General features: G+C 61.9%; 21 protein-coding genes. 7 read left to right on the plus strand and 14 right to left on the minus strand.

Annotated elements, in window-relative coordinates:
- Positions 1 to 6: 6 nt before the first annotated feature.
- The 4 genes from V5E97_RS36215 to V5E97_RS36230 are packed head-to-tail and all read right to left on the minus strand — an operon-like array spanning position 7 to position 5,074.
- The gene (locus V5E97_RS36215; protein ID WP_406696404.1) at positions 7 to 894 is read right to left on the minus strand and encodes a CDP-alcohol phosphatidyltransferase family protein; all 888 of its coding nucleotides are present in this window, start codon (positions 892 to 894) and stop codon (positions 7 to 9) included.
- A complete protein-coding gene (locus V5E97_RS36220) occupies positions 891 to 2,783 on the minus strand; it encodes an ArnT family glycosyltransferase (RefSeq protein WP_406696405.1) in 1,893 nt (630 codons plus the stop codon). Before V5E97_RS36220 ends, V5E97_RS36215 begins: the two co-directional genes overlap by 4 nt.
- A gap of 57 nt (positions 2,784 to 2,840) precedes the next feature.
- Positions 2,841 to 4,373, minus strand: coding sequence for a lipopolysaccharide biosynthesis protein (locus V5E97_RS36225; RefSeq protein WP_406696406.1), 1,533 nt, complete (start codon positions 4,371 to 4,373; stop codon positions 2,841 to 2,843).
- Positions 4,361 to 5,074: a class I SAM-dependent methyltransferase gene (locus tag V5E97_RS36230; RefSeq protein ID WP_406696407.1), complete on the minus strand. Its 714-nt coding sequence runs from the start codon at positions 5,072 to 5,074 to the stop codon at positions 4,361 to 4,363. The genes V5E97_RS36225 and V5E97_RS36230 overlap by 13 nt, the downstream gene beginning before the upstream one ends.
- Before the next feature lie 299 nt (positions 5,075 to 5,373).
- Between V5E97_RS36230 and V5E97_RS36235 the strand changes: the two genes are divergently transcribed.
- From V5E97_RS36235 to V5E97_RS36245, 3 genes are all read left to right on the plus strand, one after another.
- Entirely contained in the window at positions 5,374 to 5,934 is a 561-nt protein-coding gene (locus V5E97_RS36235) for a DUF2617 family protein (RefSeq protein ID WP_406696408.1), read from the plus strand.
- 774 nt (positions 5,935 to 6,708) lie between these two features.
- Positions 6,709 to 7,896: an ADP-ribosylglycohydrolase family protein gene (locus V5E97_RS36240; protein WP_406696409.1), complete on the plus strand. Its 1,188-nt coding sequence runs from the start codon at positions 6,709 to 6,711 to the stop codon at positions 7,894 to 7,896.
- A gap of 164 nt (positions 7,897 to 8,060) precedes the next feature.
- On the plus strand, positions 8,061 to 8,591 hold the full coding sequence (locus tag V5E97_RS36245; RefSeq protein WP_406696410.1) for a TPR end-of-group domain-containing protein: 531 nt from the start codon (positions 8,061 to 8,063) through the stop codon (positions 8,589 to 8,591).
- A 35-nt stretch (positions 8,592 to 8,626) separates the two neighbouring features.
- Here V5E97_RS36245 and V5E97_RS36250 read toward each other — a convergent pair whose 3' ends face one another.
- From V5E97_RS36250 to V5E97_RS36275, 6 genes are all read right to left on the minus strand, one after another.
- Positions 8,627 to 9,256, minus strand: coding sequence for a hypothetical protein (locus tag V5E97_RS36250; protein WP_406696411.1), 630 nt, complete (start codon positions 9,254 to 9,256; stop codon positions 8,627 to 8,629).
- A gap of 219 nt (positions 9,257 to 9,475) precedes the next feature.
- On the minus strand, positions 9,476 to 10,660 hold the full coding sequence (locus tag V5E97_RS36255) for a hypothetical protein (protein ID WP_406696412.1): 1,185 nt from the start codon (positions 10,658 to 10,660) through the stop codon (positions 9,476 to 9,478).
- A gap of 206 nt (positions 10,661 to 10,866) precedes the next feature.
- On the minus strand, positions 10,867 to 11,619 hold the full coding sequence (locus V5E97_RS36260; protein WP_406696413.1) for an Ig domain-containing protein: 753 nt from the start codon (positions 11,617 to 11,619) through the stop codon (positions 10,867 to 10,869).
- Positions 11,620 to 11,629: 10 nt separating this feature from the next.
- Positions 11,630 to 12,910 (minus strand): MotA/TolQ/ExbB proton channel family protein, encoded by a 1,281-nt coding sequence (locus V5E97_RS36265; protein ID WP_406696414.1) that lies wholly within the window; start codon positions 12,908 to 12,910, stop codon positions 11,630 to 11,632.
- A gap of 124 nt (positions 12,911 to 13,034) precedes the next feature.
- Positions 13,035 to 13,577 carry an L-2-amino-thiazoline-4-carboxylic acid hydrolase gene (locus V5E97_RS36270; RefSeq protein WP_406696415.1) on the minus strand — a complete coding sequence of 181 codons (543 nt, stop codon included), beginning with the start codon at positions 13,575 to 13,577 and terminating at the stop codon, positions 13,035 to 13,037.
- A 93-nt stretch (positions 13,578 to 13,670) separates the two neighbouring features.
- Positions 13,671 to 14,054 (minus strand): response regulator, encoded by a 384-nt coding sequence (locus V5E97_RS36275; RefSeq protein WP_406696416.1) that lies wholly within the window; start codon positions 14,052 to 14,054, stop codon positions 13,671 to 13,673.
- A 379-nt stretch (positions 14,055 to 14,433) separates the two neighbouring features.
- Between V5E97_RS36275 and V5E97_RS36280 the strand changes: the two genes are divergently transcribed.
- The 3 genes from V5E97_RS36280 (at position 14,434) to V5E97_RS36290 (ending at position 17,970) form a co-directional block, all read left to right on the plus strand.
- Positions 14,434 to 15,426, plus strand: coding sequence for an alpha/beta hydrolase fold domain-containing protein (locus V5E97_RS36280; RefSeq protein WP_406696417.1), 993 nt, complete (start codon positions 14,434 to 14,436; stop codon positions 15,424 to 15,426).
- Between the two features lie 188 nt (positions 15,427 to 15,614).
- A complete protein-coding gene (locus V5E97_RS36285; RefSeq protein WP_406696418.1) occupies positions 15,615 to 16,883 on the plus strand; it encodes a M24 family metallopeptidase in 1,269 nt (422 codons plus the stop codon).
- Positions 16,884 to 17,163: 280 nt separating this feature from the next.
- The gene (locus tag V5E97_RS36290; RefSeq protein WP_406696419.1) at positions 17,164 to 17,970 is read left to right on the plus strand and encodes a site-2 protease family protein; all 807 of its coding nucleotides are present in this window, start codon (positions 17,164 to 17,166) and stop codon (positions 17,968 to 17,970) included.
- A 543-nt stretch (positions 17,971 to 18,513) separates the two neighbouring features.
- Here V5E97_RS36290 and V5E97_RS36295 read toward each other — a convergent pair.
- The 4 genes from V5E97_RS36295 to V5E97_RS36310 form a co-directional block, all read right to left on the minus strand.
- On the minus strand, positions 18,514 to 18,840 hold the full coding sequence (locus tag V5E97_RS36295; RefSeq protein WP_406696420.1) for a hypothetical protein: 327 nt from the start codon (positions 18,838 to 18,840) through the stop codon (positions 18,514 to 18,516).
- Between the two features lie 27 nt (positions 18,841 to 18,867).
- Positions 18,868 to 19,488, minus strand: a complete 621-nt coding sequence (locus V5E97_RS36300) for a 3-keto-disaccharide hydrolase (RefSeq protein WP_406696421.1) — start codon at positions 19,486 to 19,488, stop codon at positions 18,868 to 18,870.
- Between the two features lie 148 nt (positions 19,489 to 19,636).
- Positions 19,637 to 20,851, minus strand: coding sequence for a hypothetical protein (locus V5E97_RS36305; RefSeq protein WP_406696422.1), 1,215 nt, complete (start codon positions 20,849 to 20,851; stop codon positions 19,637 to 19,639).
- 72 nt (positions 20,852 to 20,923) lie between these two features.
- Positions 20,924 to 21,850, minus strand: a complete 927-nt coding sequence (locus tag V5E97_RS36310) for an LOG family protein (RefSeq protein ID WP_406696423.1) — start codon at positions 21,848 to 21,850, stop codon at positions 20,924 to 20,926.
- Positions 21,851 to 22,249: 399 nt separating this feature from the next.
- Here V5E97_RS36310 and hemE point away from each other — a divergent pair, with 399 nt between their 5' ends.
- Positions 22,250 to 23,326 carry a uroporphyrinogen decarboxylase gene (gene hemE / locus V5E97_RS36315; RefSeq protein WP_406696424.1) on the plus strand — a complete coding sequence of 359 codons (1,077 nt, stop codon included), beginning with the start codon at positions 22,250 to 22,252 and terminating at the stop codon, positions 23,324 to 23,326.
- Positions 23,327 to 23,488: the final 162 nt, after the last annotated feature.

Genomic DNA, 23,488 nt, shown 5'->3' on the forward strand with positions numbered 1-23,488 from the left:
GGCCCTTTATCCTACACGCCGACTGTCGCCTGTACAGGGTTCTGCGTCATGCAACTCATCCGCCCCCGGGGATGTCGACCACGGTTGGAACCAGACCCGGAATTCCGCCTCCGTGGAGCCGGCTCGGATCGCCTTCGCGACTCGTCCGCAGGCGAGCAGTGGGGCGAGGCCCGCCATCAACCCCACACTCCAACTCCAGCCGAAGATCCAGAGGCGAGACGAAACCAGGGCCACAACCGAGAGGACAAGGAGCCCGATCAAGACCACGTGCGGCTCACACAACTTGTACGCGGGCCAGGTCAGTGCTGCGCGGCCGACTCGCGGCCAGGGGGTTGGAGGCGAGGGACGTCCCCCTCGGCCACCATCCACCCGGTACGAGCCCTCGACGCGTTTCAGTTGCTGGAAAAATGCCTTGTAACGGCAGTCGTTGTGCAAACTAAGGATCGCCCAGCCCAGCGCAATCGCGAACCCGGCGACGGACCAGGTCGGCTCGCCAGTTCGGCAAGCCAGGCCATGACCGAGTGCGAAACCGAGGGCCAGGTTGGCGGTGTGGTGCATCAAATAGTCGAAATAGACGCCGTCGAGGCTGGCCGTCCCCCGCCAGCGCGCGATCTGACCGTCCACTCGATCGAGCCAGAACGAGAGAAAGGCCAGAATGGTGCCGCTGACAAAGCCCACCCGCGTGCCACTCGCAATCCCCCCCGCGGCCGCGAGGGCGGCCACCAACGCGGCGATCGTCACCTGATTGGCCGAGAGACCAAGTCGCACGGCCAGCCAGGTGCCGTAGACCGCCGATGGGCGGGCAATCCGCCTCGCCAGCCAGTTGCCGATCTCTTGATGCCTCTGCTTATGCACGCGTTCGCGGAGCTGGATCAATGTCGGCTGTCGGCTCATCGTCGAACCATCCTGGCCTCGGCCATCGGTTCCTCGAGAGAATAGATGGCGTAGCGTCGGATGACGTTGTCGGCATCAGCAATCTCTTCGCGGTAGATCGGATGGCGAGGTTCAACCCAATCCGCGAGCAGGTTGCTCAGCGTCGGGTCGAACTCGACGGCGTGCTCAGGGACGGGGGGGCAGAACATCACATGAGTGAACCCTTGCCTTCTCAGTTCCCCAACGACCCTGTCCGCGGATTCGCCCTGACGTCCCAGCCCCGTTCTTCGTCGATGGGCCAGTTCCATCGTATAGTCACAGGGGAGATAGAATCCGCGGTGATCCTGCCCGACGATTCTCACGTTCGCTGGCAAGTTCTCGCCGATCCACTGACCGACGCGATAGGTCGGTTCGCGACGCATCAGGTAATGCTCGGCGGTCTCGCGCCCAATCACAACGTTGAAGCCATGTCGGGTCCTGGCGGCGGCAAGGCTCGCCTCAAAGCCAACCATGAGCAAGAAAAGGGTGATGAGGACCCGGCAAGGGAGGTTCCGACGCTCGCTCCAGACCGAAGCAAGCCAGGCCACCCCCACCGCCATCGGCCCAATCGCGGTCAGGACGAACCGCATGCTCTGTCGCTGGGTCAGACAGAGCATCAAAAACGCCAGGCCAAGCGCAACAATCGCGAGAACTCGGCGCGGTGCCTTCTCAAGCAGGAGTGCGGGGAGAAATAGCAAGAAGGCCGGCCCGAACTGGTGCGAAAAGCTATCGAACCGGTCGGGTTGGAGCGTCATCGGCACCAAGGCCGTCAACAGGTTCCATGGATTCACCGCCATCGGACGCTTGATCGGGTCGAGCACCTCATCCAGGCCCGCTCCACCGAACAAGTGTCGAAAAAAGGGATAAACAGGATTGCCCGTGTAGATCCAGGCGCGAAGATACCAGGAGCCGCCCACGAGTAAGGCCACGAGGCCAAACGCCGCCATGCCCAGCAGAGCGGACCGGATCCTCGAGGGCCATGAACTCGTCGTGGAACGTTCGGCATCGGAGAGCATCGGCCTCGCCGCGATCGCCAGGCCGAGGAGACCGATCAACACGAGCGCGGGGTATTTGACCCCCATCGCCATTCCCGCGAATAGACCGACGAGTATCAATGCTTTTGCACCAGGTCGATCGTAATAGCAGGACAAGGCGACCATTGCGGCAGTCCCGAATGCCGCCAGGGCCACGTCATTGAGGGGTGCGCCCATGCCGTTGGAAACCGCGGGAACTAACAGCGCGACCGCGCCCGCCCACCAGGCCCGGGTTCCCAGGCTGGGACGCGCCAATGCCGTAACGTTGGCCGCGAACACGAGCCCAAGCAGCCATTGGACCAGACGGCAAGCGACCGGACCTCGGAAGGCCAGGCCCACGGCATAAAGCATTTCCGTCAGCAATGGATAGACGGTTTCATGAAGATCGGGATCGAAAAAGAGCCCCCCACGCGCAAGAAAGAGCTTGGGAACTTGCAGGTGATAACAGAGGGCGTCGCCATCGGTGACCGGAGCGAGCGCGGTCACGAAAGCACCGAGCGCGGTGACGACTAAGGCGCAAGCAAGGCTAAGTTCGAAAGCCGAACGACCCTGCCTGGCGAAGGTCGAGTTGCGGATCAGGACGCCAACATCGCTCCAGGCCTGGCGACCTGCCAGCAACGCACCTGCCGTGAACAGGACCAGGAGCGCAGTCGGCGTCAAGATTCCGAATTCACCGAGTGCCAAGGTGGCGAGTGCGATCACTCCCAGCCCTAGCGGAATCGCCAAGGCCAGGGTATCGAACGCTTGCTCCCGCCGCGCATCGAGTGTATCGAGCAGTCGGAGCCCGACCACCGCCGCGAGCAGGCCGAGACTGAGGATGAAGAGACAGTCGAGCATCGATCCCTCAATGTCCGGGTGTCCGCCAACGACGCGATCGTCGCGGTCTGGATCGTGTCAGACCGACGGTCTGCTACGGCGAAGAGTCATGCCACCCCATCCGTGCTGATGTCCCCAATACCAGAGCGCTGGCACGATCCAGGCGGCAAGGAACAGGCAACGCGCAGGCAACTGGGACCAGGCAGGAAGTGAGCTGAAATCAAGATGGGCGGCGAGCAAGGCCCCCGTCGCGTACCAGGCCAGGGTACGCATGAGTCGTGCCTGGTGGACGAACCAGGCATGCCAGCCTAGCGCGGGCACCTGCGCCGTGGCACTCGTGAGTAACGAGACGGTCGAGTAACCGAGTGTCATACCCCAGGCCACACCGGCAATCCCGGCCCGATCGGCCCCGATGGTTCCCGCGATCGCGGTCACGGCCAGGCCGAGAAGCGTCGCCAGGAAAAGCCGGATGGGACGGTCCAACGTGATCAGGACTTGTCGGGCGGGCCAGGCGAGTCCCAGCATGAACGTCCCGAGCAGAAGGGGCCGCAAGGCCGGGAGCCCATCCACGTAGCGTGGGATCAGGGTTCCCAGGAAGGTCGGACCGACCAAATAGGCCACGGCGCTGCCGGCCGCGAGCAAAGGCGCTTGCGCCTCCGTCGCCCGCATCGCTTGGATGGCGACTTCTCTCGGGTCGCGGGTCCGTCCCAGAGTGGTCTGAAAAGCCGTGTACATCACGAGCACGATCCGTCCCGCGAGGTCGAGACTCCAACTCGTCCCCATGATCGCGATCGTGTAGAGTCCCACGGCCCGGGCACCATCGGGCACCCTCCAGAGAATCAGCACGCGATCGATGCTCAGGACGGCGCCGAAGACCGCCGTATTGGCCAGGATCGGCAAGCCGACTCGCATCAGTCGCATTGCCGTCGGCCAGTGCCAGTCCCACCGGAACCGGAGGGGGTGCCGCGCGTGCAGATAGAGGATCTTGAACCCGAGAAGTCCACCGACTCCGATCAGGAGGCCCCAGAACCCGGCCAGCCAGAGTCCTGCCGAGACGGCGACGGCCGAGACGAGCGACTCGACGATGTCGAGTTCCGTCGTCAGGGTGAACTCACGGTGGGCTCGAAGCACGGCGACGAGAAAGCTCTCGTAACGCTTCAGAACCGCCAATCCGGCCACCACCACGAGCCCCCAGGTCCATTCGCTCGCCAGCGGATCGCCGACCAGCAGCGGTGCTCGAACCCAGGCCCAGATCAAAAGGGCCGCGATGTAGATCGCGCAAGTCAGGGTGTTCGTCGTATAGGCCACGTCCGCCACGCGCTGGGCCTCGGCCTCCTCGCCAGCGGCGCGGAGGATCGGGATCTCCTGCACGGCGCCCAGGCTGATTCCCAGACTGGAGCGGTTGGTCTGGTCCAAGTAGAGACGCAGCCCGGTATAGACCCCCAGGAGCGCCGGATCCAGACCCCAGCGCAGAGCCAGCGCCGTGAGCGTGCCAAGGATTCGCTCGAGCTGGCCGCCGACCGTGACGACCAGGCTGTCGCGAACGTTCCTCCGCCCTTCAGCCGCGGCCTGACCGGATTCCATGGCTCGCGTGGTGGTTATCGTCGACACGGCTCTGCCACGCAGAATTGCGTCGGAGCGGAATCGAGCTCGGTCGGGATCGGCCCACACTCGGCGAGCGGAACTCCGGCCGCGCGATACCAGGCGGCGGTGTCGTAGCCGTAACGGTTGTAACTGACGTCGGTATCCTCATTATGCGCAGCGAATCGGCGCGAAACGCGGATCACCTCGCGGCGGATCCGATCGGCGATCGGCGGGGGATTATGAAGGATGACGGCCGAGGTCAGCACCAGGTCAAACGATTGGTCGGCGAACGGGAGAAGATCCCCCGTACCCAGGACCAGGTCCACACGATCGAGACCATCCAGGTAGACACGGGCCTGCCCCAGTTGGGTCGGGCTGAAGTCGAGGCCGACCATCGGCACATTCAGACGTCGGCGAATCGCCCGCAACTGCTTACCGTAGCCGCAACCGATCTCGAGGATGGAAGTGGGGCGATAGGCGGCGACCCGGTCGGCGATCCATTCGGAACGCTCGGTTCGCGTCGGATGATCTTCCTGCTCCCGAAAATACTCGGCCCCACCGCGGAGGATCCAGTATTCGCGAGGGTCGGCATAGAGCAGGCGGCGCTTCCAGTCGGGCCAGCGACTCAGGGTGCGCCGAAGCACTTTGTGCCAGGCGTAGCGCGTCCCTCGGTGCCTCCAGGCGGACCAGGCACGGACCGGTAACGGGAGCGGGACTGAGCGTTCCATCGCACGACTCCGCCGGGCGAATCTCACCGCCCGGACGACCGGGTTTAAGGCCGAGAACCAGCGGAGACTCGACAACTGTTCTCCCTTGGCCCCGGTCCAGTCGCGGAGGAGTGTACGAGCCTTCGGAGTCGCGGTCAAGGCAGTCTGCTCGGTGAGAGAACTTGCCGGTTGGAGTCATCGTAGGAGAGGGGTCAGGTTGATTTGCGGGTTCTGAAACCGCGATATAGAATGACTTCGAAGGTCCGGGGGTCGTACGAGACTCCTCTTGGATCGGTCCGGCGTCGGAAGGAGTGACGGGCATGGGGGTGAGTTTCGGGCGTTCCCGAGTCGCCGACCTGGCGTTTCAGGTATTCGGCAAGGCGATCCATCCCGACTGGTTCACGGTCCGGGCGCATCGCCGAATCTCGCAGAATATCTGGGAAGCCGACATCCGGATCATCGAGGGGGGCCATTCGGTGATTTTCCGTTCGGGAGACGTCCGCGTGGCCGAGGTGCTCGCTGGTCCCGAGACCAGTCTTCCCGAACCCGGACTACTCTTTCATTCGCCTGTCCGGCACGAGCGTTCCGCCTCCCTCCATCCCGGGGCCGGCTTGGTCTACCAGACCTGCTTTGAGGTTGAGCGCGTCGACCCCGAGGTCTTCACTCACCTTTGCGATGAAATCACGCTCGACTCCCGACGCGGCCGACTCTTCCACAGCTTCCTTCCCGTCGATCGGATGGCCCCCGCCCCGCTCACGCACCTGCACATCGAAGCGCGGGTCAAAGGCCTCTCGATCCAGTCCTTTCACACGTTCCCCGCCGAATGCGCGATCGTCCGGACTCAATCCCTGTTTGAGCCCCGGATCGCCCGTCCGACTTGATAAATGCCGACGCGCCTCTTCAAAGCGGGTATCATCCCCCCTCCGCTCGGTCTGGTTGGCCGGTACTTCTCCCGCCAACACGAGCAATATCATGCATGGGCGAAGGCTCGCTGACAAAATTGGTACAAAGAGTGGCATTTTTCGCGGATTCGGCGTTTAATGTTCTCACTCCCTCTCCGGCCGACAACCCTTGGAACCGGCTGATTCTCGGCATGGTTCTTCAAAAGGAGTCCTCGGCAAGCCAAGCAGGGCCAACCTGACCCGATTTCAAGCATCAGACCGTTGCGCACGGTTGCGCGGCGAATGTCATGATGCGAAACCGGATTCGCACTGACCGGGGTTGCTCTCAATGGCCCGAGAGCGCCGATAGAATCCTCCGAGGAATGGCCCTGGAATCATGCAGAGTGAATTTCTGAACAGATGACCGCACGATGGGCCTCGGAGTGACGAGCCGGTCGCACAGTAGAACCTAGCCATTTGACCATCAAAGTTAGCGAGAGTATGAGAGGGAGCCGCACGATGATTGCGACCTTGCGAGGGAAAAACGTGCGGGACTGGAAAAAAAACCGACGGGGCTCGGATGCTTCCTAAGTAGAACGTGGGACTCGCGCCCGTGTTGCCATGCCGGCGTCGCAAATGACCCGATGGCGAGCACTCGAGTAAAATTCCGTTGGCGTGGTTCGGCCACGTGGTTACAGTTCGTTGCGTCCCGACGAGAAGGGGTCCGGCGCGGCATTTTGCCAATCGGCCCGAGATCCGAAGGAGCTTGTTTCGATGCCCCAATTGCCCCCGCTCGACCGTGCCCGGGGATGTCTGCTCGGGTTGGCCATCGGTGATGCCCTGGGGGCTCCGCTGGAAGGTCTTAGCGCCCAACAAATTCGCGCCCATTACGGCGTGGTGGTCGACTACGTCGACGGCGCTCGAGCCTGGAAGAAGAAGCCCTACCGCTGGCGAATGCCCGGTCTGTACTCGGATGACACACAGCAGGCGCTCGCGCTCTGTGACGTGCTGATCGAGCGGAGCCGCATCGAAGCTGACCCCTTGGCCGAACTCTACCTTCGCCTCGCGACACCGAAGGGCTCTTACGTCGGCGCCCATCGTGGGGTCGGCCGGAGCTTCCGGCAGGTGCTCAGTGAGCTGGAGCGTGGCGTGTCCCCACGACAGACGGGACAGGTCTCGGCCGGGATTGGCGCGGCGATGCGGATCGCACCACTCGGCATCTTTTTCAGCGACGACGATTCCGACGAGATGTTCACGTCGATCATGGCCGCCAGCCTGATCACGCACCGCGATATCCGCAGCCTCGCCGGCGCCATGGCAGTGGCTCATGCCGTCCGCCGCATGGCCAATGGCGAATCGCGAAATCCCTCGTTCCTACTCTGGGTGGCCGCCGACGTCGCTCGGACCGAGGACAAGATTGCCTCCCTCTACGGCGATGTCGTGACCTCACTTCGGGATCACCCCCGAAGCATGTCACGGTCGATCGCCCATGCCGAGTCACTCCTCGATCTGCCCCGTGACCGCGCCCTGGCGGCCCTCGTCGAGGAGGCCAACCGGCACGGTGCCGAGCCCACGTGTAAGCGGGCGACGATGGGCTTTCCCCCGGCCTGCATTCCCACCTGCCTTTATCTGCTGCTGACCACCGATAGTTTCGAGGAAGCGATCATTGAGGTGATCAACCTCGGTGGCGACGCCGATACGACAGGCGCCATTCTCGGTGCCCTGCTCGGTGCCCACTACGGGATCGATGCGATCCCGGACCGGTGGTTGGCTAGGCTTCAAAATCGAAACGGAATCGAACTCCGAGCCGAAGCCCTGATCCGCCGCTCGGCCGAGGGCCTGGGAATCCCAGACCTCGTCACCAAAGAGCATGAGCTGAGCGCGATGGAAGGGGCTTGCCGCGACCGGCTGCTCACCCACACCCAGAACGGCGGCGACCTCGGCGCCAATCGCCGAATTTGAACAACCCGCGCGACCGTTGCCGACGCGAAGGAAGAGACAACAGTCTCTTCCTTGCCCCTTTGTTTTCGGGTAAACTATTGCAACAGTTTCATGGGTCAGTTCGTCGACCTTCGAGGGAGTGAAGGGATCGGGTGGGACGATTGTTGAGGGGAGACGGCGGGGCGATGAGCCGGATCATCCGCGACCCAATTAAGCGGCAACTTGACGAGGCAGAGGGCTACTTGATGCTCAATTTGCCTCGCAAAGCCCTGGAGATTCTCGAACGCCGAGCGGACTGGGCAACGATGCAGTTCGAGGCCAGTTTCTTGAGCGGTGAGGCCTTGCGCTCTCTGGAGCGATACCGAGAGGCACTCAAACCGCTCGAAGTGGCCGCGGCCCTCCGGCCCGCCGACATTGGCGTCGCCATCGCGCTCGGCTGGTGCTACAAACGCACGCAGCGACTCGCGCAAGCGATCGACGCTCTGGAGCGAGCCGCCCGACATAACTCGAAGAATCCCCAGCCACTCATCCACTATAACCTGGCGTGTTACTGGAGCCTGGCCGGCAATACACCGAAGGCGCTCGATGAGCTTACCGTCGCCCTCGACCTCGGGCCTGAGCTCCGTTCACTGATCCCCGACGAGCATGACTTCGACAAACTCCGAGGCAACCCGGAGTTTGAACGACTCACCATCGGTCCCGCCCCACTCGCCTGATCGCTGTGACCGGGCTGGCAGTCAGGCCGGGGCGTTTACTTCGTCTTCGTGCTCGTTCCCTCGGCGCGAGTCAACTGAAGCTGGATCGGTTGGCCCAGCATGGCCTTCCATCGCAGTTTTTGCGCTTCGGAAAGGGTCGCGAGCGTCTGACGGGCCAGTTCACTTTCGAAATGGCTCGTGCTCTCTTCCTGGCCTCGTCGGCGGATCGATTCTTCCACGGCCTTTTTCAGGGTCGTGACCTGCTCGGGCGACAATTCGAGCAGTTCCGCCACGGCCGGTCGACTGACCAAGGCGGTTGGCCCTTCCCATTGCAGATCGATCTGCACGAGCCGCTTCCGCTGTGTCTCGGAAAGCCTGGTCTCAATCCACTGGCGTTGCTGGTCGTCGATCGCACGTCGCTCGGCAATCGCCTTCTCCCCTTTGAGGCCACGCACTCCAATCGCCTTGGCAGAGAGTTCGCTGATCGCGACCTTGGCGTCATCCACCTGAGTCCGACTCAATTGAAGGTCGGCCTGCACATCGCTACGACTCAGCAAAAGCAACGGCGCAGTCCGAACCCCGAGTCGGCTGTCGGGAAGCGCCTCGGTGCCCGCGTGGCAAGGCGAATGGGTGAATGCCATGCTCATGAGTAGCGCAGACACAACGGCTGTCGTTCCCTGACGCATCGCCGGAATCCCTCCCGCGAACCAAATCGATCCTTCGCAACCTTCGCTTCGCCGTTATACGAGGATCAGACCCAGGGGGGAAGATCAGACTCAAGCCAGCCGGATCGACCAACGTCCCGGTCGACTCGACCGTCCGGAAGGCTGGCGCAAACCAAGGCCCGACCTCTTCTGGAAAAGAGGTCGGGCCTTCGTGGGTTGGCGTCGAGACGCGAGGTGTTCTCAACTGCTCCGTTTGGACTTGGCCGAGGACTTCTTTTTCGAAGACGAGGTCTTCTTGCTACTCGCGGCTTCCTTGGCGGCCTCGGCCTCCTCTTTCGCCTTCGCCTCGGCGGCTACGGGATCGTAGTTGCGATCCAGCTTCGCCAAGTCAAAAGGAGGGCCTTGCATCTTCTGGAAGGTCTGATGCTGCTTCTTGGACATCGTCTTGCCAATCATGGCAATCGTCTGATCTTCGAGTTGCGTCCTCTGCTTCGTTGCGGCCTCGCGACTCTTGTCCATCTCGGCTTTGAATTGAGGATCCTGCTGAACCTTGGCCTGGAAGGCGCGGAAGTCGAAGTTTCCGTCCGCCGTCTGGAAACCCGCCATCCGCTCTCGACCCTGGCTGAAGAGCGCAGTCTGCGCCTGCTGCCGCTCATCGATAATCATGGCGATCTGCTCGATCTGCGTGTCGCTCATGTTCAGCTTTTGCTGCAATTCAGGCTTGGTGACCGCCATCGGCCCTTCTTGTCGCAACTGGATCTGGAGGATCCGTTCGCGCTGGGGCTTGGTCAAAATCTTGGCGAGAGCCGCGTCGGTTTCCGCCTGCTGTCGCTGGAAGATCGCGCGGAAGTCCATCCCACCGCCGTTGAACCCACCACCGCCATTGAACCCACCACGCTGGCCCCGAGGCGCACCGCCGCCGTTGGGATCGGCCCCCTGAGCAGCACCACCGCGCTGGCCCCGAGGAGGCGCACCACCGCCGTTGGGATCGGCCCCTTTGGCCACCTCATTGTTCGCCTGAACACCAGTGCCATCGGGAGTGGGTGAACCGCCTCGCGTCCGACCACCGCGGCCTTTCGTCGCCGGTGCGTCCGTCTTCGCGGCATCACCGTTGGCGGCGGGATTGTCACCGCCGCCCCGACGCTGGCCGAAAGCGGCTTTTCGTTGTGCGTCAATCTTGTCGGAGAGCTCCTTGACCTGCTCCTTCTGGGAGTCGGTCAACTTGAGATCCTCTTGCACGTATTTGTTCGATGCCAATGTTAACGGCGACGAAACCCGAACCCGGCCAAAACCACCACCGGGACCTCCACGGCCCCCACGATCGCCACGACCGCCGCCCGGAGCCTGAGCTTGGCTCACGGACTGCGCGAATAAGACGACGATGACCAAACCCATGCTGAGCAGAATCACGCGAATTCGGGACATCTCTGCCTCCTAGGGGAGTCACGCCTGGTTGTAACCAATGCGCAGAAGGGAGCCGCTAACGAATATAGGATGTAGCGACATCCATCATCCGTGCGCCCCCGAATCCTCGCTGAATCTCGAAACTGAGCCTACCCCGGAAGATACATAAAAAAGTGGCGGGTGGGAACAGGCCGGTAGATCCGGTCAGGAGGCCGCTTCCGGCTGGATCAGGCGCGTTGCTGAACCAGCCAGACGGCGAGTGTGGCTGCCGCGCCGATTGAAGCCAGGCGGACCATCCAACGGTATGAGGTGAAGCGGCGGCGAACGTTGAGCTCCAGGTCGCCCGCGGACTGCGAAGCGAGTGAGTGGCGCTGAAGACTCGACAGGGTGTTCATCCCCACGAGATAGATCAGCCAGAGGATGAGGAAGCCAACGCCCTGTTCGAGCCAGGCTCGCCACGGGATCGGCGGTAGGTGAGGCGCCCATTTCGATGGGGTCGTCAGCGGCCGATCGGATTCGTAGACGACGAGTCGCGTGGTCTGGCTCGTCCGATCCATCCCATCGGTCGCGCGGAGCAGGAGCGCCGCGGGTTCCGGCGTGCCGACCCGAGGCGTGCCCCGGAGCTGCGCCGTTGTGGGGTCGAAAGTCAGACCGTCTGGAAGCTTCCCGTCGATCGCCCAACGAATGGGTCCACTCCCCCCAGTCGACGCCAGAGCGACGACATAAGGACGGCCCGCGATCGCCTCGGGAAGCGTCTCCGGGGTGGCGATCGCAAGCGGAATCGGGTCAGACTTCTCCTCCCCCCCCTCCGAGGAGGGAAGGTCGATCGCCTTGGGCAAAAGTGCCATGATCACCATGGTCAGCAGCAAAATGAAAAGAAGGGCGCCGGTCAGCTTGGTCACGACGACCGCGACGAACGAATCCTCGCCCGAACCGCCGAACTCCATGCCGCCATGGCCGCCTCGCCGTGATCGACGCATTGTTCCTCCTTCAAGCGGCCCGGAAAGTATCGTGCCCCTGACCCTGACCAGCAGCCCGCTCGTCGAACATCTTCTTCACGATGTTGCGATAGAGGGCATTGCCTTGTTCCATGCTGACGTTCAGCAGGTCAATCGCATCCTTGAGGCTGTTCAAGGTCCGCGCCAACTGATCCTGTGTGCTTCGGCTCGATCGCTCATAGGCCAGGGCCCACGAGTTCGACATCGCCTCGATCGCCGCGCAGGTGCGGTCGATCCCTCGCTTGATTTCATCCAGCTGATCGGCCGAGCCCGCCTGGTCATGAAGCGTGGTCTCGATTCGCCCGAGGGCGGCAACGCCCCGGCGTAGGGTGTCACCGGCCGCACCCAGGGCCTCGAGTTCGGAACCGATCCGGCTGATGGACTCGGCCCCACGCTGGAAACCGGACATCGAAGTGGGCAGGAGATCGATCGAGCGCGCGAACTGTTCAATCTGACTTCCAAGCCGCTCACTCCACCGCGCGGCGGTCGCATCCGACCCGCCCGCGGCCACTGGTTCCGCAGCGCCCACCCGGGGAAGTACAAATTCGACGACCCAGCGATCGACTCGTGCGAGCAAGTCCTCGGATCGGCGGAAGACCAGGGTCTGAACAAGCATCAATGCCGCGCTCAGGAAGAGGGCGAGCAACGTGCTGTCGAACGCGATCTGAAGCGCGGACGTGACCCCGGTCAGATTATTCATGAACCCGTCGAGGTCCTTGACCATCGGCAAGACCTTGCTGATGTTCATCAAGGCCTTGGAGATGCCTTCGACGGTCCCAATGAATCCGATCACCGGCAAGAGATAGAGGATGTAGCGTGTGAGTGTGAATCGCCCCGCACTCTGCTCCTGATCGAGGGACGAGGCTTCCCGATTCAGCTCCATCATCTGTGAGACAGACGGGGTGCCGGTTTCTTCGAGGTAAGTCGTGAGCTGACGAACCCGAACCGGCAGGATCCTCCCCTCTTCAAGGGGAATCGCGGCCGCAACGGCCTCCCCCGCGTCAATTGAGCCGCACGCGACCTTGACGGTGTGAAGAAGCGCGGGAACCTCATCGAATGCCTTCTCGTTGGCCCAGAGCTTGGCTAGCTCGCGGGTCAGGGCGATGACCGCCCAAAAATAGATGGCGGTTCCAACATATTGTTCCCAACCCCGCTCGAACATGAGCGTGGGGTTGAAAATCATCAGGCCGATCGGGAAAGCCAGGGCCAGACCCAGCATCGCGAGCGTGCCGGAATAAGACATCCTGGAAGTGCCGTGAGCTCCGCTCGGCATGGGAAAGCCCCTTCCTTGTGGGCCAATCAGCCCTTTCGAGCGTGGCCGCTCGTCATCCTGACGAAGTTCGGTCCGCTCACCCTACCATCGCGTTAATCGGCATATTGCTCAGAGGACTTGAGTGTCAAGGGCGCGAGGCTTCGCTCTGTTCGGTCGGTGAGTCCCCTTCGTTCGAGGCGTCAGTGGCATCCGATCCCGACGTCTCAACAAACCGGAAGTTGCAGTAGGACGCACCTTCCATGAGAGTTTGCGTGCGTGAAAGCCGGATCGCGGGATTGAAGCCCTCGACCAGCGAAAAATCGCGTTGGCACGAGAGAATCGTACCCAGGTCGGCCAGGCCCAAGGCGCGGTACATCTCGGCGTAGCGGCAGCGAGTCACGTTAAATGAGAGCCGTTGCTCGGTCTTTTCGAGCAGGTCAAACTCGAGAGCTCCCCCCTCCCGCCAGCGATCGAGACTTCCCGAGAACGCTTCGAGCGTCGCTTCACCCAACTGCGCCGCGAGATCGGCACCGCTCTGGCGGGCCAGTTCGGAGATGACGCGGCGAAGCAAGGCCAGGGTTTTTTCTTCGCCCAGCTCGTCGCGTACCGCATGGACGATTGGGCCAATGATGCGAGCTTCGATCTCGCGCTGCCGGAGTAGGCTGAGGCGGGCATCGTCGGACGGCATTGAGGGCAAGGCTCCACAAACCCGACCGTAACACAGACAGAAAGACGCGTGGGTTGGCCTTCATTCTAAACTTCGTCGCTCCCCTGAACACGATCAAACCGGGATGGCGCGCAACCGGTTCAGCAGTGTCGGAAGATCGATCGGCTTGGTCACGAAGTCATCGGCTCCCGCGGCTCTGGCTCGCTTCTCGGACTGCCCGGAGGAATCGGCCGTGATTGCAACGACCGGCAACTTGGCTGTCTCCGGATTGGCGCGAAGCCGTTGAATGAGCTCTACGCCATCCATCACGGGCATCGCCAGGTCGGTCAACACCAGTTGGGGTCGAAACGTCCCGACACAATTCAATGCCTCACGCCCATCAGTTGCTTCCATAACCTCGAAACCATGCATTCGTAGCAAACGCCCGAACGCATAGCGCAGGAAAGGAGCATCCTCCACCAGAAGTAATCGAGGGCTCTTATGGTAAGAATCCCACATGGAATCCACTCCAACCGTAAAGGACGGAACTCGGGGAACGGCTCAGTCAAAACCTTCCCCACTTGGTTGCGATCGCGGCCGACACGATTTCGCGAGCCCTCAGGTCGGCCCTCCAAACCGGTCGCTGTCAAGACCGAAATGGCTTAGGCAGCAAACCACAGGCCAAACAGGTGTTTTTGCTCAAATATAGAAAGAAAGACGTGAATCGGCCTTCGTGACGGGTGTCGAATTTACCCAGTCATCGCGATCGTCGCGGAGCTCAGTGTCGAGTTGACCAAGACGAGGCGGATTCCTTGCTCAGGGCGGGAGATTGCGCCTACGATGAGAGTGATCCCACTCGATTCAACGCTCGCAGAGTAACGCACCGGAAGATCACACCATGCCGTCAACAACTCGACGATTACTCCCGGCGCGACCTCACTTCGGAACCAGCCTGTTTCGTACCGTCGCTTGGCTGGTTCTGCTCGGAGCGACCGCAATTCTGGTGCGAGCCGAGGCACTCCGAACAACTTTGCCGGAGACGGTTTCGGAACACGCCGATCTCGTCTATCGGAACGTCGACGGGCGTGAGGTCCGGCTCGATGTCTACCTTCCCAATGCCCCTCCCGCTCAAGGCGGACGCCCGGCCGTGGTGGCGATCCACGGCGGAGGCTGGCGCGGCGGCAGCAAGCGCGACATGAAGCTGATGTCGATCCAGCTCGCAGACCACGGATACGTCGTGGTCGCCATTGACTACCAGCTTTCTCGCCCCGGTCGGCCGAGCTGGCCGAGCAATTTCGAGGACGCCCAGGAGGCGGTCCGCTGGGTCCGCCGCCATGCCACCGACTACGGCGTCGATCCGAATCGCATCGTCGCTTTGGGTGCCTCGGCGGGGGGACATCTCGCCTCGTTGCTCGGGACTTACCCGGACGGCCCCGTCGATCCGGATGCGCGAGACCGGCGCCCGGATCGCTCAGCTTCGGCCGCGACCAACGACTCAGCCAGGGTCCAGGCGGTCGTCGACCTTTATGGTCCGGCCGACCTGCCTGGGACCCGGACTTCCCTCCCGTTACCGACGACCCCCGTGACCTTGATGCTTGGCGGCACGCTCAAAGACATGCCGGGACGATACGAGGCGGCGTCGCCGGTCCACCACGTCTCGCCCGATGATCCGCCAATGCTCGTGATCCACGGCCGGGAGGACCGACTTGTCCCCCTCGAGCAATCGCAGACGCTCGCTGCCGTGCTCGACGAAGCCGGGGTCTCCCACCGCCTGATCGAGGTCGACAACGCGGCTCACGGATTTGGGTTCCACGTCCCCAAGCGCAACATTCTGCCCGACATCCTTGCCTTTCTCGACTCCGTGTGGAACCCTAAACAATTGACCCGTTAAACTGGAGGGATTAGGAAAACCATCCAGAGCAGCTCCGGGGGAAGAAATTCGGTTTCCAATACTCCTTGCATTTTTTTGCTCGACTTGGAACGATTAGTGAATCCTTTCCTAACAGGGAATCGGTTGCGAGCCGTAGGCTCGCCGCGGCGGCTGTTTCGCGTTCGATCACGCATGATGGAGGCGGGGTAGTGGCTTCCAACACCCCAATGGGTGGGATCAACGCGCCCATCTCGGAAACGCTGGACTTGGACGATCAGTTCGATCGAGTCTTGCACACGGCGGGCGATCGCCCTTCCACCGACACGTTGCCTGCCTTGATCGATCCGGCCCTGGACTTCGCCGACCGCAATCTGACGCGTCGACGGGAAGATATCGAGGAAAAGCATCGTCGGATCTGCGCGTTCCTCGATACGACGGGGCACGACGCCGTCGTTCTGGGGCGGGGAGATTCGGTTTCCTGGTTCACCTCGGGGGGGGACCTGGGTCAAGATCTCAGCTCCGAGGTGAGCACGGTCCTGCTCTACATCAACCGAGGCAGCCGGGCCGTCGTGACCGACAACGTTCAGAGCGCCCGGGTGTTTGAGGAGGAACTGGCAGGCCTCGGCTTCCAGCTCAAAGAACGCCCCTGGTTCGAAGACCCGAGTCGCGTTATCGACGAGTTGGGCCACAATAAGCGGCTGGCCTGCGACCTGGCCCACGCTCCACGCCCTTGGCCCCGCGATGGCGATCCGTTTCGCGCAATGCGTCGCCCCTTGACCTCCCTCGAACGCCAGCGACTCCGTGAACTGGGCCGAACCCTGACCCTGGCGGTAGAAGCCACCAGTCGGAACTTTGTGCGCGGGGAAACCGAAGCTGACGTCGCAGGGCACCTTGCCCACCGTCTGATCCGCGAAGGTGTCATCCCTGTCGACCTGCGCGTCGCGGGTGACGACCGGCTCGAGCGTTTCCGCCAACCGACGTTCAAAGCGGCGGCCATCGACAAGCGGGTCACGATCACCGCTACCGGCCGTCGGTTCGGGCTTTGTGCCACCGTCTCCCGGACAGTCTCGTTCGGGCCGGTCGACGAGAAATTCGGCGCCTGCCACGCGCTGGCCGCGATGATCGACGCGACCTGCATCTATTTCTCCCGCGACGGCGAGACCGTCAGCGAAGTCGCGCGCCGGTCCAAGCGGATCTTCGAGAAGTACGGACGCGGGCACGAATGGACGCTCGACTACCTCGGCTTCGTGACCGGCTACACCCCCCGCGAGTCGCTCCTCCTCCCCGATAGCTCACTCGTTCTCACGCACGGGATGCCTCTCTGCTGGAGCCCGAGTATCGGCGCGGCACGTTCCGGCGATACCTTGGTGGTCGACCGTCGAGGCTACGAGGTGGTCACCACGGCCCAGAATTGGCCGCAAATTGATGTGGCCGTGAAGGGCTTCGTGATCCCACGTCCAGGTATCCTCGAACGCTGACCTGATCAGGATCTCGAAGACGATCGGCTCCTCAGTCACGCAAGCGACGGCATGGTTTATGCTCAACCGATCAACCCGGCAGGAGCTCCGATGACCCTGCCTGTGCGCCAAGGTCCGTCAGCCCCCCCCGATTGGGTGTCGACTCAATGAGTGGCTGCTCTCATGGCAATAGATCTCATTCAAACAACAGCTTATTGATAGTTGGATTGAACATTCCTCACTCGAAGTGCGAAGTACAATAGGGAAGAGAAGGGTCCGCCCTTCGAGAAAGGAAAATCTCATGCAAAGTTCTTGGAAGTTGGGCCGGCTGGCGGGAATTGACGTTTACCTCCATTCGACCTTCATGCTGATCCTGGCCTACGCGGGCTTGGTGCTGGGCGGGCTCCCGGCGATCTTGCTCGTGGTGGCGGCTTTTAGCTGCGTCCTGCTCCATGAATTTGGCCATGCTCTCATGGCCCGAAAATTTGGGATCGAGACCGAGGATATCACGCTCTATCCGATCGGTGGCGTGGCCCGACTGCGACGGATGCCCAAGTCGCCAGGTGCCGAGATGGCCATTGCCCTTGCTGGGCCCGCAGTGAACGTCGTGATCGCCGCGATCCTTGCACTCGCGCTGGGAATCGGGCTCTTTGATGGCCCGGGAGACATGGCGATTCTGGGTGCATTCGCCGTGAACCTGCTCTCAATCAACATTGTGTTGGTGTTATTCAACATGATCCCGGCGTTTCCAATGGACGGCGGCCGAGTTTTGCGGGCCGCGTTGACCGGATGGCTCGGCCGAGTGCGAGCGACGATGATTGCGGCCTCGATTGGCCGTGGATTGGCGATCCTGTTCGGCCTCTTCAGCCTGATGCGAGGTGACTGGCTCCAGGTGATCCTGGCCATGTTCATCTACATCGTGGCCGGAGCCGAGTTGAGGCAAGTGCTCGCGGAGGGCCGGTCGGATTCGGACTCGGACTCGCATAACGACTCGGATGACGTCTGGGTCGCTCCGCCAGGCTTTCGCTGGGTCAGTCGCGGCAAAGGAGTCTGGCAACTCGCCCCAATCGTGGTCCACACCACCGATCGACGATCGTCATGGCGCTGATCCCGATCATTGAGCTCGGAGTCGCCGAAGCGTACGAGATTCTCTCCGTTCGCTTCGGCGTCGTAAATCTGCCCCTCTCGACGCGATCGAGAACGAAGATTGGGGTCGCGACTTCCTCCTTAGCCAATTCCAAGATCTGCCCGCCCAGGCACTCGCCGAGGCGGGCCTTTCTTGGGACGACGTCGAACCGGACGTCAAGCCTCTCGCCCTGTGAGCTGGGACCAACGCACGGCCGCCAAGAATCTGCCAGGTGGTCGTCCGCACAAAAGCGGAACACTTCGGCAATATCCAATGCTTGAAAAAAAGACGGCTAGCGCTCGGCAACTAGCGCGAGGTTCTCCGCAAAGAACGCTGCCTGAATAAGGAAGTTTACGGCCCGAACCGGTAGTTCGGATGTCCTGGCGGCCTTGAGCGACCTCCGTCGGATTCAGACAAGCACCAACTGCCGAGCGCTTACAGTTTTTATGAAGTTGTTTTGGTGGGACAGCGGATTCAAGAACTTACCGAAGGGAAGTATCCCACCAGGGACTGCGATAGCGATCTTCAACCGCCCCAAGGGCGCACCAAGCCCGAGGCACTCAACGACTCATCATCCTCGGCGATGATCTGGAATCGCAGACCAGGCTCGACCGGGACCGGCCGCGCCAGTCTCAGGCTCAGGCAGGTGCAGACGCGTTCGTCGAAGGACCCCAACGGCGTTCGATCACGAATGGTCGCCCAGACGTCCGCTGTCCGGATTTGAACCCGCCACGTCGTACCGGGTAAGCATTCGAGCAGAAAGGTGTCGGCCTTCGCCGGGTCATTGACCGTCACCAAGGCCTCGATCCGGTCGACCTCACGCGCATCGGGAACTTGCGGTGAATGTGCCATAGGTATCTCAGCTCGAAACGGCCAGCCTTACTGGGCTGGAAGTTCTTTAATCTTGAGACTGCGCCATTCAAAATGCCCGTGTTCCGCCTGGAGGCCGATATGGCCCTCAGGAAGTGCAATCGCATCAGACACCGTGACCGCGACGCCGTTCAAAAACGCCTCGGCACGCGTCCCGACCACCCTCAAGCGAATCTGCTGCCACTCCCCCGCTCCTTTCATCGCCTGTTTCAAGGCCGCGGAGTCTCGATCGGAGGTGGGGGGAGGGGTTCCATGGCCGAACACCTTGAAATTACTCTCGGAGTCGCTGACTTGGAGTTGGTAACCTCGCGCGGGCCAGTGCGGATCATCGGGTGAGCTTTCGGTGGCCGTTCGAAAGAAGACACCACTATCCGAGCCTTTGTTCACCGCGCGATATTCCGCTTCGAGCTCAAAGTTCTTATATCGCTTATCGCTCCGCAGCCAACCCGTGCCGCCATCGTTGACGATCACTCCGTCGCGCACGATAAAGCGCTGGGTGTGCTCGAGCGTCCATCCGGCCAAGGACTGTCCGTCGAACAAGGCCACAAACGCCGGTTCTTCGGCCAAACTCATGGCGACCAAGACGCCCGTCAAGGCAACGCCCGTCACTGTCAATCTCAGGCGTGTCATTGACCGGCACCTCCACGACTGTCGCCACGCATCTCGTACATCACTTCGCAAACAACCATGCCACAAAAAAACGACCAGGCCCGTGAAAAAGCCGCGGTAAGTTTCCTAAAACCCAGTCGAGACGCGGTGATGCGGGACGAGATTCGGATCAGTGACCACTACCAGGCTGGCTGCTTGTGGGGAGGGCTGTCTGGAGAAGCGCGGCGGTGAAGTTGACGAGATCTCCTTGCTTGCGAGCGATCGCAGCAAGCCGGTCGGGCTGACCGGCCCGCTGACAGAGTTGGGCAACACTCGGACAGCCCAAGGTGGACTCTGGAAGTCCCGCAAGGTGCTCGGCCGCGACCTCGATGGCCTGGTCGAGCCTGCCGAGACGCACCAGGAGGCCGACGAAGATCTGCGCCGGGAGTGAATTTTCCGGCCGATCGGGTTCGGGAGCGTCGATTTTTTGGCGAAAATGAGCCAAGGCAGCATCGACATCCTGACCGAGGAGAGCGGCAAGGTAGACCGCGTGGTCATCGAACGTCTTCTCGAATGGAGCCTCTCCCTCATACTGATGCCGTTCGGAGAGTCGTCGGCCATACTCACAAAGCCCGGCCGCGCGAATGAGCGTCTCCGGGTCGGTCAGCATCGGAGCCAGCCGCACCGTCGCCGACAGGTGGGAGATGTCGATGTGGTAGGCGTCCTCGAAAAACAGCCAGTCGTTTCCCGCGATTAGCGCGGGTATGAAGCTTCCGTCAGGCGGCAGTGGCTGACCGTGCTGGGCAATCTCCGCGCGAAGATTGGCGACCAGATGATCATGGAGTTGTCGGACCAGGCGATCGGAGCAAGCGACGCGGGTCGCCTCATCAGGAGGCAGATGCTCGAATGCCGAGATGGCCGAGCAAGTCCCATAGTGCTCGAGGATCAGCTCAAAACCACGGCGAGGATTGGCTCCCTGATTGAAGGCGACCTCGACGATCTGGTTGATCTGCTCGTCGCCTTCGATCGCTTGATAGGCGTCGATGGCGCGACGGACCGGCTCAGGCTCGCCGATCGCCCGGAAGTAGGGCCATGCGGACGCAATCTCACCCGCATTTAGAAGCCGGTCGCCGACCGATCGGATGGCCTCGACATAGCGTTCCTCGTACTGGGATCGAGCCGGCTCCGGCAGTTCGCTGAGTGAGCCAACCTGGATCAAGGGAAGTCCAAGTTCATGGCGGGCCCGCAGTAAGAGCGCATCCAACAGAGCGCGAAACTCCCCCCGCTCGGCGAGTCGATCGACCAATTGGTCGAGCACGGCCCGGGGCCCCGAGGCCCCCAGCGTCTGCTCGAGTGCGTGAAACGGCTCGGCGTCCTGTACGGTCACATCGGGGGCGACGGTCATGTCTCAATGGCTCCTGCGGCGGGGGGTCAGGACGGGGCCGGTGGGACGGTCAGCTTCAAAGGCTCGGATCGACTATTGCGCGTCGGACTTCGTGGGGTCAATTGCGGTGGCCGGAGCCCCCGGCGGATCGGCGTCGAGTTTGGCCCCTTCCGACTTCTTCCAGGTCGTCCAGCAACGTGTATTATAACAGTCGACGATCACGTCGCGGGCTTCATCGACTGAGTCGGTGACGATCAGCAGATTCATGTCCTCGGGCGAGATCGCCCCATGGACCAGTTGAGTTCCCTTGATCCAGTCGAGCAAGCCGTTCCAGTAGGCTGATCCGTAGAGGACGATTGGGAACCGGCTGATCTTCCGGGTCTGGACCAGGGTCAAGGCTTCGAACAACTCATCCAGGGTACCGAAGCCGCCAGGAAAGATCACGAACCCATTGGCGTATTTCACGAACATCGTCTTCCGCACAAAAAAGTAGCGGAAGTCGATCGAGAGCGTTGTATATCGGTTCTCCGACTGCTCAAACGGAAGCTCGATATTACAACCCACGGAGATTCCACCCGCCTCGAAGGCCCCTCGATTGGCCGCTTCCATCAGACCGGGCCCACCGCCGGTGATCACGGCGAAGCCGGCCTCGACCAGCTTGGCCCCGAGCGCGCGTGCTTCCGCGTAAATCGGGTTGTCCTCGCCGAATCGGGCCGAGCCGAAGACCGCCACCCCGGCGCCGATCTCGGCCAGGGCATCCATCCCGTTGACAAACTCTCCCTGAATCCGCAAGACGCGCCAGGGGTCGGTGTGCGTAAACGCAGCCAGCTCCGGCGCCTGGGCCTGAGGGAACGGGGGCAACGGACGATTGAGCAGTTCCTCGTCCTCGGTCGCGCGACTTCCCTGGGGAACACGAAGCGGCGGCTGAAGGATCCTCCGTCGAGCGGCCTCGGCGCTCTGACCGTTGGTGTATGAAATGGGGTCTTGATTCCGTCCTGTATTGGGATCGACGCGGTCCATCGTTATCAACTCATCAAGTCACGCCGCATGTCGAAGCATCGACGAGAGTCCTCGCTTTCGAAACGCGGCCAAAAACAGCGAGAACTTGGATTTCTTGCACTCTGACCGAGCAGTGGGCATTTTTTTTAGCGCAAGCCCTTATTAAAAAAAGGAACAAACCGCAACATCCGGCGAGACGTGGAATTTATCATTCCCTGATTGACACGGAGTTGGGGGGGGGTTGCTCTTTCATTAACGACTCAGGCAGGCTCCTCGTATCCGACTAAAATTGTACGCCCCACAACCACGCGGGCCTACCCCCTGCTGACCGATCGCCCGTCCTCCATTCCCAGTTCTACGACCCCTGGCGTAAGATAGTTTGCGACCGCCAACCGAATAAATCCATCAGACGACATCCCCATGCCAACCCCCGCCTCGCAATCCACCATGAATGATACGCTCAGACAGAGTCGATTCCTCAAGGCATGCCACCTCGAACCGACCGACGTCACACCGGTCTGGCTCATGAGGCAGGCCGGACGCTACATGTCGGAATATCGCGAGCTCCGTGCCAAGGTTTCGTTCCTGGAACTTTGCAAGAACCCCGAGCTTGCGACCGAGGTCACCGTGACCGCCGCCGAACGGTTGGGCGTCGATGCCGCCATCCTGTTCGCGGATATCCTGCTGATCCTTGAGCCGATGGGGCTCGACCTCGAATTCGCCAAGGGCGAAGGGCCGGTCATCCACAACCCGGTTCGGACCGCGGAAGACGTCGATCGGATCCGATGGATGGAGGATCCGTCACCTCTCGATTACGTCTACCGCGCGGTGACTTCGATCCGGTCGGCGCTTCCTTCGGGAATTCCTCTGATCGGGTTCGCGGGCGCTCCCTTCACCCTGGCTTGCTACGCGATCGAGGGAGGCGGATCCCGCCATTATGAGAAGGCCAAGTCGTTTATGTATCGCGATCCGGGCGCCTGGGATGCCTTGATGGAACGGCTCGTCGCCGCGACCATTCTCTATCTCAACGCCCAGGTCACCGCGGGAGCCCAGGTGCTCCAGATCTTCGATAGTTGGGTCGGCAACCTTGGCCCCGACGATTACCGCCGGTTCGTACTTCCCCACATGCGTCGACTCTTCGAGGGCCTTGATCCCGAAACTCCGGTGATCCACTTCGGGACTGACACCGGCTCGCTCCTGGAACTTCAGCGCGACGCCGGTGGCGACGTCATCGGGCTCGATTGGCGTGTCGACCTCGAACAGTCCTGGAACCGGTTGGGCCCCAAGGTCGGCGTTCAAGGGAACCTCGATCCCACCTTGCTGTTCGCACCGATCCCTGAGATTCAGCGCCAGACAAGGCGAATTCTCGATCAGGCGGCGGGTCGGCCCGGTCACATCTTCAACCTGGGACATGGGATCTTGCCCACCACCCCCGTTGACCACGTGATCGCACTGGTTGAAGAAGTCCATTCGTACCAACCTACCTCGGTGAAATAACTCCCGGTCTGGCATTTGGTGTCACCAAACCCATAAAACGGGGAGTTAGCGAACCCGAATCGTTACGAGCCGGATAGAGGTTCAGCACACCCGCCGTGCTGGACATCCATCGACAGGCGAGCCAAGGGCTTTCAAGCTGGGCCTGGACATCCCAGGCCCGCT

The organism is Singulisphaera photorubra (genome assembly GCF_045290345.1).
In the GTDB taxonomy this organism is placed as follows: Bacteria; Planctomycetota; Planctomycetia; order Isosphaerales; family Isosphaeraceae; genus Singulisphaera.

Excerpts from the sequence above, each read along its gene's own strand:
- V5E97_RS36215 (WP_406696404.1), bottom strand. The coding sequence starts at position 894 with ATGAGCCGACAGCCGACATTGATCCAGCTCCGCGAACGCGTGCATAAG.
- V5E97_RS36220 (WP_406696405.1), bottom strand. The coding sequence starts at position 2,783 with ATGCTCGACTGTCTCTTCATCCTCAGTCTCGGCCTGCTCGCGGCGGTG.
- V5E97_RS36230 (WP_406696407.1), bottom strand. The coding sequence starts at position 5,074 with ATGGAACGCTCAGTCCCGCTCCCGTTACCGGTCCGTGCCTGGTCCGCC.
- V5E97_RS36235 (WP_406696408.1), top strand. The coding sequence starts at position 5,374 with ATGGGGGTGAGTTTCGGGCGTTCCCGAGTCGCCGACCTGGCGTTTCAG.
- V5E97_RS36240 (WP_406696409.1), top strand. The coding sequence starts at position 6,709 with ATGCCCCAATTGCCCCCGCTCGACCGTGCCCGGGGATGTCTGCTCGGG.
- V5E97_RS36245 (WP_406696410.1), top strand. The coding sequence starts at position 8,061 with ATGAGCCGGATCATCCGCGACCCAATTAAGCGGCAACTTGACGAGGCA.
- V5E97_RS36250 (WP_406696411.1), bottom strand. The coding sequence starts at position 9,256 with ATGCGTCAGGGAACGACAGCCGTTGTGTCTGCGCTACTCATGAGCATG.
- V5E97_RS36255 (WP_406696412.1), bottom strand. The coding sequence starts at position 10,660 with ATGTCCCGAATTCGCGTGATTCTGCTCAGCATGGGTTTGGTCATCGTC.
- V5E97_RS36260 (WP_406696413.1), bottom strand. The coding sequence starts at position 11,619 with ATGCGTCGATCACGGCGAGGCGGCCATGGCGGCATGGAGTTCGGCGGT.
- V5E97_RS36265 (WP_406696414.1), bottom strand. The coding sequence starts at position 12,910 with ATGCCGAGCGGAGCTCACGGCACTTCCAGGATGTCTTATTCCGGCACG.
- V5E97_RS36270 (WP_406696415.1), bottom strand. The coding sequence starts at position 13,577 with ATGCCGTCCGACGATGCCCGCCTCAGCCTACTCCGGCAGCGCGAGATC.
- V5E97_RS36275 (WP_406696416.1), bottom strand. The coding sequence starts at position 14,054 with ATGTGGGATTCTTACCATAAGAGCCCTCGATTACTTCTGGTGGAGGAT.
- V5E97_RS36280 (WP_406696417.1), top strand. The coding sequence starts at position 14,434 with ATGCCGTCAACAACTCGACGATTACTCCCGGCGCGACCTCACTTCGGA.
- V5E97_RS36290 (WP_406696419.1), top strand. The coding sequence starts at position 17,164 with ATGCAAAGTTCTTGGAAGTTGGGCCGGCTGGCGGGAATTGACGTTTAC.
- V5E97_RS36295 (WP_406696420.1), bottom strand. The coding sequence starts at position 18,840 with ATGGCACATTCACCGCAAGTTCCCGATGCGCGTGAGGTCGACCGGATC.
- V5E97_RS36300 (WP_406696421.1), bottom strand. The coding sequence starts at position 19,488 with ATGACACGCCTGAGATTGACAGTGACGGGCGTTGCCTTGACGGGCGTC.
- V5E97_RS36305 (WP_406696422.1), bottom strand. The coding sequence starts at position 20,851 with ATGACCGTCGCCCCCGATGTGACCGTACAGGACGCCGAGCCGTTTCAC.
- V5E97_RS36310 (WP_406696423.1), bottom strand. The coding sequence starts at position 21,850 with ATGGACCGCGTCGATCCCAATACAGGACGGAATCAAGACCCCATTTCA.
- hemE (WP_406696424.1), top strand. The coding sequence starts at position 22,250 with ATGCCAACCCCCGCCTCGCAATCCACCATGAATGATACGCTCAGACAG.